A 13,722-nucleotide genomic window follows, 5' to 3' on the forward strand; every position below is an offset into this window, starting at 1 on the left:
CACAACCGACGTTAGTTCATCGCCACCCGTTATTCATCCTTTAGCCACTTATTTTTTGATTGAGTCTTAATGACTGCATGGGGGTCGTCCTTGGCGGCAGTGTAAGCGTAGGCTGGTGGCCTCGTGGCCGCGAGCACAACAGCTCCGGAGACCACACCGCCGGCCGCAGTGACCGCCCGTGCTGCCTCGGCCAGGGTGGCCCCCGTAGTGAGGACATCGTCGACGAGGATGCACCTCTTGCCGCGCAGCTCTTCGCTCCGTCGTCGCACTACCCTCATGGATCCCCGCACACGACGAGCGCGTTCACCTCTTCCAAGGCCCTTTTGGCCTCCGTGTTCAGCAGGCTCATGGCCCGGCACCTCGTCAACGAGCCAGGCGCCCGCTTCTCGGACAACTCGCGGGTTGGCCATAAACCACGGTGACTCGCCAGTTTTCTCCAGCACGTCAAGGATTGGGCAATGGGGCAGCATCCGGCGAACGCTCATGAAGAAGAGCAGAAGGTGCACCGGGCTGAATCCACGCCTTCGGTATGCCTTACTGCTGGTGGGAACGGGGACAAGGCAGTAGCCTGACCGGCCACCTATGGCGGTCTCCACGGCCTTGCTAAGGCAGGAAGCCAGAACAGCCGCAAGGCGCCACTGACCATGGTGCTTGAAGGAGAGCAGGCACCGCGCCAACTCATCCCTGTACGGACCTGCTGCTACCACCCCGATCTTCGCCGTTCCGTCGACATCCACCAACGCGCGCGACTCCTGCTCGGCCCGAAAGGGTTGCCTGCACAACTGACGGACCTTCTTTGCGCAACTGCCACAAAGTACCGCGTCTTCCTTCTCACAGCAGACACAGTCGACAGGAACCAACACACCCAGGAGGTCAGTTACTGCGCCCTGCAATGCGACGATGACCCGGCCCGTTACGTGTTGATCCGGTCCACGACGACGTGCCCCGACAGGTTCAGGCGGATGTAGATCGGGGTCGAAGTATTGCCGACCCTGCCATGTACGGAACCACGAGCCCGGCAAGCAAAATAAGCCCAGTAAGGAAAATAGGCCTGGCGAAGAGTAGGTGCCACGTATGGAAAAAGTCACCCTCACAGCTTGACCGCGCGCCAATCCCGGCAAAAGGCACGCTGCACGCTATGTGGATAAACGCGCTGTGCGAACAACGCGCACGGACTGGTAGGTAGAACGGCTGCGGGAGAGGTCAGCCCGGGAAAGCCGGTTCTGTTGGGCCTTTTAGCTGAAGCTCCCAGCCGTTTCCGACACGTTGGAAGATCCCGGCATCCGACTGTCCGTAGATTTGCTCAGCTCCGTTTCCGACGCTAATGCTGGTCAACCCGTCCCACGGGGCCAATTGCTGCGGCTCACCCGATTCCAAGGACAGCAACTCGGGTACCACCGTTGACGTGGCCGAACCGGACATCACAGCCACCGTGGAGCCGTTGACCCAGGCGCCTTGATCAGCAGCACTGTTGCTGAGCAAGGTGATGGGGACGGTGAGGTCCTTAGGCACTCCGTCGGGGTTCCGGACTATGCCCGTAACCTGCACGGCGGACTTACCGTTCGCCTCGGAAATGACCAGGGCTCGGGTGCCCTCCCGGGAGACTCTGAAGTCCTTGACTGTTCGTCCTGTGAGCCAGGCCGGGGTCATGGTGACGCTGGGAATCCCGGCACCCGGGGCTGAGCCTGTGGGTTTGTAGGCCACAACCTCTGCGGCCCCGGTGGCACCAGGGCCCGCCGTCCACACCCAGTCGTTGGGGCTGAACGAAGGACCAGTAAGCGTCGTTCTGGTGGTGAGTTGTCGCGCCGGTTGCCCCGGTTCAATGGAGTAGAGAGTGGTCTTGTCGCCGTTAAGGAAGGCAGCCGTCTGGGACACCGGCGACTCTGCTGGCGAGCGCGGTCCGAGACCGGCAACCGACTGAATGTCCGGCAGTGGGGTGACCCTGTTGTTCTCATAACGCACCAGGTCTCCGTTGTTTACTGCAATCTGGCGGGCAGGAACCGACTTGTCCAGCACAGGCGGCAACACTGTGCCGTTGTCTTCCACGCGTACCAGATCCTGGTCCGCACGAAGTTGAACGTTGATGACATCGGGCTGGTTGCGGAAGGTCAGCGCCAACTGGTTTTGCATCCTCTGGCGGTCTTCCGCAGAGGCGTCAAACAGTTCCTTGGCGGAGAGATCCACCTGCGCCGCACCGGAGACCACCGGAACGGATTCCCTGGCGAGCTTCATCCCGGATGGGAATGCACTCACCACAGCCCCCCGCAAATAAGGTGCCGGGCCGGCAAGAAGGGCGCTGGTCATGGATTTGACCGTGTTCTTTTTGATGAACCAACGGTAGTCCGGCACTGCATAGGTGAAGGTGGGGTCATAGAAGTAGATGGGATTTGCCCCGTAGATGACTTTGAACGTCTCCTCCGGAATGGCCGTGCCATCAGGCACCTTGGAGATTCGCCATTCTCCCTCGACCTGCTCAAGCGTCACGGGAATGGTTTCCTTGGTCCCCGGTGGGAACTGGGTTGCGACGCCGTCAGCATCCACCGAATATGCGAGGTCGAGTTCGTAGAGGTATTCGTTCTCCCCTGCTGCTTTGACTACTTGCGCCTCGCGGAAAACGATGGCCCGTTTGTCAGGCTTCCAGGTTACTGATTGCGCTTGTGTCAGGTACTGACGTGCTACGGGGTAGTCGTCCTCGTAGCCGCTGCCAGCCATGTAGAAATCTTCGATCACAGTCTCCGGACTGGAACCGGCTCGCGGAGCAGCGGGAAAAAAGACCGGTGCGTTGGGATTGCCGGCGCCTTCGTCCTTGCTCTTGCCAACGGGCCCGGAGCGGGGAATCTGCGCGCAGGACGCCAGCATGACCATCAGCATGACCAACAGCGCGACGATTGCCCTCGCGCGGCCGGGACGCAGCATTCTCACGACATCTCCCCTGCTACTCCATCGTCTGGCGCGGGCTTCCCGCCGACGGTTTGAGGCGGCTGGGGAGCCCCGCTGGAATCCGGGCCCAGTACCAGCATCTGCCGTTCGCTTGCCGACCCGGGGAATCCAATGTCCGCAGGCTCCAGTTGAAGCGGGGACTTCGCAATGATGTCTCCTTGCCGCAGCGGAAGCGTCAACCGGAAGTTGGACCCGGCCCCCTTTCGGCCCCACGCCTGAAGCCAACCGTTGTGAAGCTTGGTGTCCTCGGCTGCGATGGAAAGGCCCAAGCCGCTTCCTCCGGTGGTCCGGGCCCTTGCAGGATCTGCCCTCCAGAAGCGGTCGAAGACTCTGGCGGCCTCAGCCTGGGTCATCCCGATGCCATGGTCCCTTACTGACACCGCCACAGCATCGTGGTTGGCCGCAACGGATATATGGATCGGTTTGCCTTCACCGTGTTCGAGCGCATTAAGCAGCAGATTGCGGAGGATGCGGTCGATCCTGCGGGAGTCCATCTCCACGATGATGCTCTTCTGCCGGGCGTTCAGCCGGACTTCCGAACCGTACTCCGCGGCCACTGGTGCCGCACCTTCCATAACGTGAGAAATCACCTGGAAGATGTCTTGTGGCTCTGCATCGAGGACGGCTGCACCGGCGTCAAACCGCGAAATCTCGAGCAGGTCCGAGAGCAACGACTGAAAGCGCTCAACTTGGTGGTAGAGCAGCTCCGCCGATCTCTTGTTCATGGGATCAAAATCTTCCCGAGCATCGAACAGGACCTCGGCCGCCATGCGTACGGTGGTGAGCGGGGTACGCAGTTCATGGGAAACGTCAGAGACAAAGCGTTGTTGCATTTGCGACAACGTGGCCAACTGAGTGATCTGTTCCTGGAGGCTGGCGGCCATGTGGTTGAAGGACGCGCCCAATCTTGCGACTTCGTCTTCTCCCTTGACCACCATGCGTTCCTGCAGTTGGCCGGCCGCGAGCTTTTCCGACACGACGGCCGCGTGGCTTACGGGACTGACGACGTTACGGGTCACGTACCAGGCAATGGCACCGATCATGAGGACGAGGGCAGCACCGCCTGCCCACAGGACGTTCTGGATCTCGTCTAGTGTTTGTTGGGCAGTGTTGAGGTCGTAGATCAGGTAAAGCTCGTAGGCCGTACCGTTGAACGTGACCATATTTCCCACCGCGATGCCGGGCCTGTCCTCATTTCCCACCGGGAACTGTGTGGAGGCCCAGAACTGCTGCTTCCCGCCGGTTTGAACGGCCTTACGCAGCTCCGGGGGAATGACGCGAACCGTCAGCTGGTCCGAAGCACGCGACTCAACCCAGCGGTTACGTGGTTTGGTTTGCTCCGGCGCCGCTTCGAAGACATATCTGCGCTGGATGACCGACCCCCGGCCCTCCACTGCGGTCAAGGTGTCATAAACAAGGGTGATGACGCTCGACTGGTCGGTGACCTGGGCGCCGTCGAACGTGTCCTGGACCTGCTTGACGTTAAAGCGCGATTCGGACTCCGCCTGTGTCAGCCGCTCCTGGAAGAGGTTGTTGGCGATTTGGTTGGACAAGTATGCGCCCACAATCGCGAACGAAGTCACGGCGAGCAGCAACGTGGTCAGGACCGTACGGAACTCCAGGGATCGGCGCCAGCGCCGCAACAACGAACGCCAAACGAACCGCAGCCCCGGCCTGATCTGGCGCACGCCAATGGCCACGAGCCGCGAAACACGAAGAACCAGAATCAGGCCGCGCCGTCTCCAGATCCGCAGCCGCGACAGGAGCCACGAAAGGTTTCTGACCTCTTTGGCGGTCTGCTCAGGGGACGTTTCGGATGACTCAAGGGACGCTTCAGGAGACTTTGACTCTGCCGGGGTCACGTGGTGGACACCGGCCGAATCGGGGGTCTTGGGACCAGGGTCCCCGCCTGTCGCGCCGGTCTTGCCGACCGGGGACTCAGGAACCTGCTTTATATCCGACACCACGCACCGTCAAAACGACCTCGGGCGCTTCCGGATCGCGTTCAATCTTGGAGCGCAACCGCTGGACATGGACATTGACCAGCCGCGTGTCCGCGGCGTGGCGATATCCCCACACCTGCTCGAGGAGCAGTTCGCGTGTGAACACTTGCCAAGGCTTGCGCGCCAGCGCAACCAGGAGATCAAACTCAAGTGGCGTCAGCGAGATGCGCTCGCCGCCCCGGGTCACCAGGTGGCCTGCCACGTCGATGGTCACGTCTGCGATGCGCAGGGTTTCGGGGGCCTTCTGATCGCCCGGCCGCAACCGCGCACGCACGCGCGCTACAAGTTCAGCGGGTTTGAAGGGCTTGGGCACATAATCGTCGGCGCCGGATTCCAGGCCGCGAACAACATCCGAAGTATCCGACTTGGCAGTGAGCATGACGATAGGGACGTCCGACTCGCCACGGATCTGCCGGCAGACCTCGATGCCGTCCGATCCCGGCAGCATCAAGTCCAGCAGCACAAGGTCCGGCTTCGAGGAGCGGAAGACCTCCAAGGCTTGGCCGCCGTCTGCGCAGAACACTGGCTCGAAGCCGTCATTGCGCAGGACGATGCCAATCATCTCTGCGAGTGCTTCGTCGTCGTCAACTACCAGAATGCGTGCCTTCATAGTTATATATTCCCTTATCACCAAGTCTTTGTCCCGTTGGACGCGGCGCACGGCATGGCGTCCCAAGGCTCTTCCACCGTACTGCACCTTGCCGTTACCGCGCCCAGGGAGGCCAGCCCGGGCGGCAGGCTATGAGGGACGACGGCGGGACTATAGGCTGGTGGCGAAGGTCCGTGTGGGGGACGTCGGGAGTCGGCGGGCCGGATCTCTTGGGGAGGAAAACGTGTCACAACCAGAGCACGGCCAGAATCCGCCGCCGGGCGGTCAGCCGGCGTGGGGCAACCCACCACAGTGGGGCAACCAACCACAGTGGGGCAACCAACCACAGTGGGGCAACCAACCACAGTGGGGAAATCAACCACAGTGGGGTGGGCCCCCGGGATGGACCGCCCCGCCGGATGGCGGGCAAAACCGGCCGGGCCAAGGTGCTCCGGGATGGCCGCCAGGGCCGCCTTACGGACAGCCCCTCTATGTCGCTCCCCCAAAGCCTGGAGTCATTCCCCTGCGTCCGCTGCAGTTCGGCGAGATTCTGGACGGCTCCTTCCAGACGATCCGCCGCAATGCCGCCTCCATGTTTGGCTCTGCGCTGATAGTGCAAGCCATCGGAGCCTTCTTCATCGGGATCGTCACGGTGGGGATGTTCCAGTTGTCCATGTCTCTTGAATCCGTCAGTTCAGAGGCAGAGTTCGCCGATGCGATGGGCCCCTTCTTCGCCTTCATGGCGGGCACCCTGGGCGTTTCCGTGCTGGTCGGTTTCCTGGGATCAGTTCTCCAGGGGGTTCTGGTTGTGCCGGTCTCCCGTTCGGTTCTCAACCGTCGGACGGGCTTCAAACAAATGTGGAAGCTTGCGGGCCCCAGGATCCTTCCGCTCCTTGGCGTTGCCGCGCTGCTGACGCTGGGCGGCCTGCTGGCCGCTGCCGCGGTGATCGGGATTGCGATCTTGTTGTTCACTGCCATGGGCCCTGCCGCGCTGCTGTTCGTCCTGCCCCTGGGACTGGGGTCAGTTGTGGTCTTTGTTTGGATCGGCCTGAAGTTGTTGCTGGCCCCTGCCGCCATAGTGGTGGAGCAGACCGGCGTTTACGATGGTTTGCTCCGATCCTGGCGTTTGACCAAGAACAATTGGTGGCGCATCTTCGGCATCACGCTGGTGGTTGCCATCATGGTGGGAATCATCGCCCAGATTGTCCAAATTCCTGTGTCCTTGGCCTCCGCGGCCATCGGTTCGGTAGTAGCTCCCCACCCTGATCCCGACTCGATGATGTCCACGTTGGTTCTGACCACTGTGATCTCGACGGCGATCGGGGCCTTGGTGGGGTCCGTGACGTTTGCGTTTCAAGCGTCCGTTTCGAGCCTGATCTACATGGACCTTCGAATGCGTCGTGACGGCTTGGACGTTGAATTGATGCGGCTGATGGAAACAGGTTCCGATCCGGACGGAATACCCGGAGGGCCGTCCACCTTGCCCGGAAAGGCCGCCTGGCCACCGAACGGCGGGCAGTTTCCGTCCGCTCCCCCCGGGCAGCATCCTCCGGCATGAAGGTAGCCGCAATCGACGTTTTCGCATCGCCGGCTTTGATGGAACCGCCTGTGACACCGGACCGCGACGAAGCGCGCCGATGGGCCGCTGAGGAACTGTCCAACCCCCGATATCCCGACGCGACTCCCGGCTGGTTGGACCAAGTGTGGCGTGATGTCCTGGATTGGCTGGCATCTTTGGAAGGTGATGGAGCAGGCGGGCCCAACATCGCCGTTCCGTTGATGGTGGTCCTGGCCGTGGTGCTCATCGTCGCGGCCATCGTCATCGTTCGGCCCAGACTGAACGCCCGGAGGGCAAAAGCGCCCGGGGACCTTTACGGCGAGGACAAAGCTGTCGACGCCGAAGGCTACAGGAGGAAGGCTGCAACTGCAGCCGACGGCGGCAACTGGCCAGCCGCCGTCGTCGATCAGTTTCGCGCTCTTGTCCGCTCGGCCGAAGAACGGGACATCATTGACGCTCGGGCCGGCAGGACCGCAGACGAGGCCGCCGATCAACTGGGGCGTGTTTTCGGTACAGCCCAAGTCAGGCTGCTTGCCGCTGCCCGGGTTTTCGACGCCGTGCGGTACGGCGAACAGGCCGCAACGCGGGCAGACTACGAGTCCGTCCGCATGCTGGATGCCGACCTTCTTGCGTTAAAGCCCGACTTCGCCGGACACGCCCACGCCGGATTTGCGGTACCCCGATGACAACGACGATAGACCGGAAAACCCCGGACCACTCTGCTTCCGAAGGACTTTCCACGGGACGCGGTTTCACAACTTGGTTTCGGAAACACCTCGTATGGATTGCCCTCGGCACCCTGCTTGCCGGCTTAGTGACTTTCCTGGCCATCAACAGTGTCTCCGGCGCAACAGATTCCCGTCGGTTGTCCGCGCGGAACCCAGCACCGGACGGGGCCATGGCCGTAGCCCAAATCCTGGGACGCCACGGCGTATCCGTCACTCCGACAGATACATTCGAGGACACCTTGGAGGCGTTGGCAGCCAAGGAAGAATCCACAGTCCTCCTTTATGACCCACAGGGTTTCCTTGACCACTCACAGCTGGAGGAGATCACGGCAGCAGCAGATCGTGTTGTGGTGGTTGCTCCACGGCTCAGGACCCTCAACGGCCTGGATCGAGGGTTCGGACCTGGCGGGGTAGTTCCGGAAGGAACACAGGTCACGGAACCCGGCTGTGACCAGGAAGACGCCAAGGCAGCGGGCCGGGTGTCTGCACAGGGCTCCGTCTTTTCCGGGAGCGTGGTTTGCTACGCCATCCGCGAGGACGGGCCCGGGTTGTATGCAGCATCAGCCGATGGGCGGATAGTTGTCCTGGGCAGCAGGGAACTGATGGACAATCAACACCTCGCCACAGAGGGGAATGCCGCCCTCGCCCTTCGTACGTTGGGAACCAGCGCGGACCTCGTGTGGTACATCCCGGGCCTCGGAGACATCTCCGCCACCGATTCGAACCCCACGCTAAACGAGCTCGCACCCCGCTGGCTGGCATTCGCGGGGCCGTGGCTGGGCTTGGTAGCCCTGCTGGCCATCGCATGGCGTGGCCGGCGTATGGGCCCACTGGTTTTCGAGCCGCTGCCCGTGGTGGTCAAAGCCGCCGAAACAGCAGAAGGCCGGGCACGCCTTTACCAGGATTCACGGGCCGTGGGGCGGGCCGCCGAGAACCTGAGGGCCGGCACCCTGTCACGGTTGGCCCGGCACTTCAATCTCGGAGCCGACGCCACCACCGAAGCAATACTGGACGCAACAGCCCGCCATGTGGCGCTGGCAGCCACGGAAGTGCGGTCCGTCCTGATCGACTTCAGGCCGCAAAGCGAAGGACAACTGGTGCAGTGGGCACAACAAATCGAACGACTCGAACAGGAAGCGACCGCCCCATGAACAGCCAGCCGAACAGCTACACCAACAGCAATGCCCATTACGCGGGCGGTACGACGCCCCCGTCCGACGCCTTGCAGCAAGATGCGGCCCTGCGAGATGCGGCCCAGCAAGGAACTCCGCAGCAAGGAGCACCCCAGGCCGTCGGGCATCCGGAAAATGGGCAGCGTCATCCCGGGGAAGACCCGGCACGGCAGTCGCTGCTGAATGTCAGGACCGAGGTGGGCAAAGCCGTAGTGGGCCAGGACCCCACCGTAACGGGCATGCTGATTGCCCTGCTCTGCGGCGGGCATGTTCTCCTGGAGGGTGTTCCCGGCGTGGCCAAGACCCTCCTGGTCAGGGCTTTGTCTACCGCTCTGAGCTTGGACACCAAGCGTGTTCAGTTCACTCCGGACCTCATGCCCGGTGACGTCACGGGATCGTTGGTCTATGACTCGCATACCTCGGAGTTCACGTTCCGCGAGGGCCCTGTGTTCACCAACATCATGCTGGCTGATGAGATCAACCGAACTCCTCCGAAGACTCAGGCCTCACTCCTGGAAGCGATGGAAGAACGCCAGGTTTCGGTGGACGGCGTGTCCCGGCCCCTGCCGAGTCCGTTCATTGTGGCGGCAACCCAGAACCCCGTGGAGTATGAAGGAACCTATCCCCTGCCGGAGGCACAACTGGACCGGTTCCTCCTCAAGCTGACCATGCCGCTGCCCGGTCGGGACGAGGAAATCGAGGTCATCCGCCGCCACTCCAACGGCTTTGATCCGCGAAACCTGTCCGCAGCCGGCGTACGGCCGGTGGCTGGCGCCGTCGAGCTTTCCAACGCCCAGCAGGCTGTAGCGCAAGTGGCGGTGGCCCCGGAGATCCTCGCGTACATCGTTGACGTGGTGCGTGCCACGAGGTCTGCGCCTTCCTTCCAACTCGGCGTTTCGCCTCGTGGTGCCACTGCGCTGCTCAACACTTCCAAAGCATGGGCATGGTTGTCTGGAAGGTCGTTCGTGACCCCTGACGATGTCAAGGCGTTGTCGTTGCCGTGCCTTCGGCACAGGGTGGGATTGCGGCCGGAAGCCCAGATGGACGGAATCCAGGTGGACGACGTCCTGGGCAGCATCCTGGCGTCCGTCCCGGTGCCGCGGTGATCTGCGGTCCGGCCTTGGCAGAGGGGGCCTGAGTGGCCATTACGGGTCGTTTCGTGTTGCTGGCCTTTCTGGGTTTGGTGCCCTTGGTGGTTTTTCCGGCGTGGAGCACCGTCCTGTTCGTGGTCGTAGGACTACTGCTTTTGCTGGTTCTTGATCTTGTGGTGGCGGCATCACCGGCGCAGCTTGCCTTGGAACGCGATCAGCCTGGAAACGTGACGCTGGAGGGCAGCGTGGAGTCCGTTGTGACCGTGACCAACCCCACGCGGCGCAAGCTGCGGGCCGAGGTACGGGACACGTGGCAGCCTTCTGCTGGCGCCGTCAACACTTCACAGTCCTTGGTTGTCCCGCCTGGCGAGCGTCGCCGCATGACCGTCACTCTGGTCCCTCGTCGTCGCGGCGACCTCAAGAGCCCGCACGTGACCATAAGATCGCTGGGGCCTTTGGGCGTGGCCGCACGGCAGCGCACCCGTGTCCTGCCCGGGCAACTGCGGGTCCTCCCGCCGTTCCATTCGAAGCGTCATCTCCCGTCCAAGCTCCGGAAGCTCAGGGAACTGGACGGCAGGGCCGCCGTGCAGATTCGTGGTGCAGGCACCGAATTCGACTCCCTGCGCGACTATGTCCGCGGCGACGATGTCCGGTCCATAGACTGGCGCGCCACCGCGCGGCGGACGTCCGTGGTGGTCCGGACGTGGCGCCCGGAACGGGACCGGCGTGTGGTCATCGTGCTTGATACGTCACGCACAGCGGCCGCCAGAATCGAAGATGAACCCCGGCTCGATACCGGAATTGAGGCGGCGTTGTTGCTCGCCGTGCTGGCCGAGCGCGGAGGCGACCGCGTGGACTTCCTCGCCTACGACCGAAGGCTCCGCGCACGGGTTGAATCTGCATCGAAGGGCAATTTGCTGGGTCAACTCGTCCAAGCCATGGCCCCTTTGGAAGCTGAACTGATCGAACTCGATTGGCAGCAGGTTCCGGCACAGGTGCGGGCAGTCTCGGCGCACCGCTCGATGGTGGTGCTCTTGACGGCGCTCGACGGCGGCGCCCCCGAAGAGGGGCTCCTCCCCACTGTGGCCCAATTGTCCCGCCAGCACGTTGTGGTGGTGGCGTCGGTTCGGGATCCGCTGCTTTCTGCCATGAAAGAAGAAAGGAGCACGGCCAGCCAGGTTTTCCGTGCAGCCGCCGCCGAACGTGCGCTGTTGGAGCGCGCCGCGGTGACGGCGCAACTCCGGCAACTCGGCGCCGAAGTGGTGGACGCCGAGCCCCATGAGGTCCCTCCCTTGCTCGCTGACGCCTACATACGGCTTAAAGCAGCCGGAAGGCTATAGTTCCAAGGTCTAGTGCAACTTTCGTTTCAGCTAAGGAAGGACCGCCATGAATACCCCCATCTACCACCTTGCACTCGGTCAGGACTTCACCAGGCTGGCCCCGGAGCTCCAGGAGTATTTTTCGTTGGCGGCCGGCTCCGGTTCGTATGGAATCGGTGAAGGGGTCTTTGACGTTGTGGGGTGCCGCCAAAAATGGTTGCGGCCATTGCTGGCACTGACAGGGAGCGAGGAGGCTTTCTTCCCTGAATACGGTGAGGGCATTCCCTTCCGGATCGAAAACCACGCCCATGTTGATCCCTTCGGACGCCCCGCCCTGACAGCTCGCCGGGAAATCTATTTCCCCTCGGGAACACGGCTGTTCCACGATACGACGAGCGCCGTCCTGCCTGGCCGGGACGATCAGAATGCCCGCTTGGTGGACCACGTGGGCCGGCACCGCCGGATGGTCACGGACCTGGATGTCAGTGTTACCCCGGAGGGCCGGCTTCGGGGTGTTTCCAGAGACAGCCGGCTGTTCCTTGGACCCTTGCGCATACCGTTGCCCGCAGCACTTGACGCACGCGCGTATGCGGAACAGTGGTGGGACAGCGCCGAAGGCAAGCACCGCATACAGGTCAAGGTCATCCAGCCACAGATAGGCTTGGTTCTTGTGTATGCAGGGCGCTTCGACTACCGCTTGGCACCGTACTTGCCGGGAGCAGCTCCAGGCACAACGCTCCCCCGCTACGCGGAACCGGACCGCTGGGAGAAGAGAATCTGACTTGCCTGCAGTCAGCCCTGGGCCAGCTGGTCCAAGCCGTCAGCCACTTGGGTAAGTTTCTTCAGCACATCCTTGGCCGTTGAAGGCTTGAAGTCAGCCAGTCCTGTCGAGGGGGTGACACGGAGTCCCGCCAGTCCGGACGCCGGAAGACCAAGCTGGCGCCACGGCTTCCAGATGTTTTCAACAACTTCTGCGGTGCGCGGCAGTTGCGCCTGCGGGTTGCTGGTGGAGAGCGCACCGGCCCACACGCGTTTTCCGTCCTCCACCGCTGCGGCAAGCTGCTCCCACTGGCGTGTCGTCAGGGCTTTCAGCGGCACGGCGACCCCGTCCGCACCAGCAGCGAGGATCCGCTCGATTGGTGCTTCAATCTCCGGTACGGAAACCACGGTCTCGACGACGCCGGCCGCCTTGATCGCGTCGATCACCACCCGCCAGGCACCTGTCACTTCATCTCCGGATATTGACCGCAGCGTCTTGTAGCCACTGGCCGTCGGGATGGTCCCGGCCATGACGGACGCTATGTCCGGTTCGTCAATCTGAACCACCAAATAGGCGCCGGGGACGGCCGCGGAGACGCGCCTGAGGTGTTCTGCGACGCCGACGGCCAAGGACTCCGCGATGTCCCTTCGTGCACCATAGTCCAACAGTGCCCGTTCGCCATTGTGCAGGTGAAGATTGGCGGCAAGGCTCATGGGTCCCAGCAACTGGACTTTGAACCCCGTTGCAGAGACGTCCTCGGCACCAGCGATATCGGCCAGAATGTTGATGTCCGTCGATAACGCCGAGCGGGCGCGCTGGGCGTCCTTTCCGGGCCTGTCCACCAAGCGCCAGCCGTGCGGTTGGACGTCGAGTGCGAGGTCGACCAGCAGGGAGCCGGTCCGGCCGACAGCATCCGAACCCACCCCGCGGTCAGGCAGTTCCGGCAGAAAAGGAAGGTGGGGGTCCCCCAGTTCGCCCCGGATGATGCGGGTTCCCTCCGCAGGATCGCTGCCGGGCCACGGCCCCAGTGCCGTGGCGCTGGCGCGCAGGTTATCCATTTCCGTCATGGATCAAGCCTGCTGGCTGGAAGTCTGGTGATCCTCGGCGATTGCCTCGTGGTGGCGGATCACTTCGCTGATGATGAAGTTCAGGAACTTCTCTGCGAAGGCAGGGTCAAGGTGCGCATCCTCGGCGAGGCGCCGCAGGCGGGCGATCTGTGCCGACTCGCGGCCCGGATCTCCGGCGGGAAGCTTGTGGGTGGCCTTGAGGATTCCAACTTTCTGGGTGGCCTTGAACCGCTCGGCGAGGAGGAAGACCAGTGTTGCGTCAATATTGTCGATGCTGGACCGGATGGACAGCAGCTCCTCCATGACGGCACGGTCCACTTGGCCGGCCAGGGAGCTCGCTGCCGGGTTGAAGGAATCGGCGTCATCGGGGAGGGCATTGTTCTGCTCGGTCATGCACCCCAGTCTATGGTGTGGGGCGGTGTCGTCGCGGGTGTTACCTGCTGGCCGGACGGGTCGCGAAGTCAAGGTACGCCCCCACGTTGAGGGGCGTACCTT

The 13,722-nt window shown here is 62.7% G+C and carries 12 protein-coding genes; 6 read left to right on the top strand and 6 right to left on the bottom strand.

The features are described from left to right. Positions 1–29 precede the first annotated feature (29 nt). The 4 genes from ARUE_RS24730 to mtrA form a co-directional block, all read right to left on the bottom strand. Positions 30–737, bottom strand: a complete 708-nt coding sequence (locus tag ARUE_RS24730) for a ComF family protein (protein WP_286139758.1) — start codon at positions 735–737, stop codon at positions 30–32. Between the two features lie 466 nt (positions 738–1,203). Next, positions 1,204–2,916 (bottom strand): LpqB family beta-propeller domain-containing protein, encoded by a 1,713-nt coding sequence (locus tag ARUE_RS14260; protein ID WP_014922242.1) that lies wholly within the window; start codon positions 2,914–2,916, stop codon positions 1,204–1,206. Between the two features lie 2 nt (positions 2,917–2,918). Continuing rightward, positions 2,919–4,907 (bottom strand): MtrAB system histidine kinase MtrB, encoded by a 1,989-nt coding sequence (gene mtrB / locus ARUE_RS14265; RefSeq protein ID WP_043470445.1) that lies wholly within the window; start codon positions 4,905–4,907, stop codon positions 2,919–2,921. Further along, positions 4,879–5,553 (bottom strand): MtrAB system response regulator MtrA, encoded by a 675-nt coding sequence (gene mtrA / locus ARUE_RS14270; protein WP_014922244.1) that lies wholly within the window; start codon positions 5,551–5,553, stop codon positions 4,879–4,881. The genes mtrB and mtrA overlap by 29 nt, the downstream gene beginning before the upstream one ends. Before the next feature lie 223 nt (positions 5,554–5,776). On the opposite strand from mtrA, the gene ARUE_RS14275 reads away from it, so the two are divergent. Genes ARUE_RS14275 through ARUE_RS14300 form a run of 6 tightly spaced genes read left to right on the top strand, consistent with a single transcriptional unit; the run spans position 5,777 to position 12,181 of the window. Beyond that, positions 5,777–7,090 carry a DUF7847 domain-containing protein gene (locus ARUE_RS14275; protein ID WP_286139759.1) on the top strand — a complete coding sequence of 438 codons (1,314 nt, stop codon included), beginning with the start codon at positions 5,777–5,779 and terminating at the stop codon, positions 7,088–7,090. Next, entirely contained in the window at positions 7,087–7,776 is a 690-nt protein-coding gene (locus ARUE_RS14280; protein WP_014922246.1) for a DUF4129 domain-containing protein, read from the top strand. The genes ARUE_RS14275 and ARUE_RS14280 overlap by 4 nt, the downstream gene beginning before the upstream one ends. Further along, positions 7,773–8,969 carry a DUF4350 domain-containing protein gene (locus tag ARUE_RS14285; protein WP_014922247.1) on the top strand — a complete coding sequence of 399 codons (1,197 nt, stop codon included), beginning with the start codon at positions 7,773–7,775 and terminating at the stop codon, positions 8,967–8,969. The genes ARUE_RS14280 and ARUE_RS14285 overlap by 4 nt, the downstream gene beginning before the upstream one ends. Further along, positions 8,966–10,096, top strand: a complete 1,131-nt coding sequence (locus ARUE_RS14290; protein WP_014922248.1) for an AAA family ATPase — start codon at positions 8,966–8,968, stop codon at positions 10,094–10,096. Before ARUE_RS14285 ends, ARUE_RS14290 begins: the two co-directional genes overlap by 4 nt. Positions 10,097–10,128: 32 nt before the next feature. Continuing rightward, positions 10,129–11,421 carry a DUF58 domain-containing protein gene (locus ARUE_RS14295; protein ID WP_014922249.1) on the top strand — a complete coding sequence of 431 codons (1,293 nt, stop codon included), beginning with the start codon at positions 10,129–10,131 and terminating at the stop codon, positions 11,419–11,421. Positions 11,422–11,467: 46 nt separating this feature from the next. Continuing rightward, entirely contained in the window at positions 11,468–12,181 is a 714-nt protein-coding gene (locus ARUE_RS14300) for a DUF4166 domain-containing protein (protein WP_014922250.1), read from the top strand. An 11-nt stretch (positions 12,182–12,192) separates the two neighbouring features. On the opposite strand, the gene ARUE_RS14305 is transcribed toward ARUE_RS14300, so the two are convergent. Both ARUE_RS14305 and ARUE_RS14310 read right to left on the bottom strand, forming a co-directional pair. After that, positions 12,193–13,227: a uroporphyrinogen decarboxylase/cobalamine-independent methonine synthase family protein gene (locus tag ARUE_RS14305; RefSeq protein WP_014922251.1), complete on the bottom strand. Its 1,035-nt coding sequence runs from the start codon at positions 13,225–13,227 to the stop codon at positions 12,193–12,195. 3 nt (positions 13,228–13,230) lie between these two features. Next, a complete protein-coding gene (locus ARUE_RS14310; protein ID WP_014922252.1) occupies positions 13,231–13,620 on the bottom strand; it encodes a chorismate mutase in 390 nt (129 codons plus the stop codon). Positions 13,621–13,722: the final 102 nt, after the last annotated feature.

It is taken from the genome of Arthrobacter sp. Rue61a, assembly GCF_000294695.2.
GTDB classification, from domain to species: Bacteria; Actinomycetota; Actinomycetes; order Actinomycetales; family Micrococcaceae; genus Arthrobacter; species Arthrobacter aurescens_A.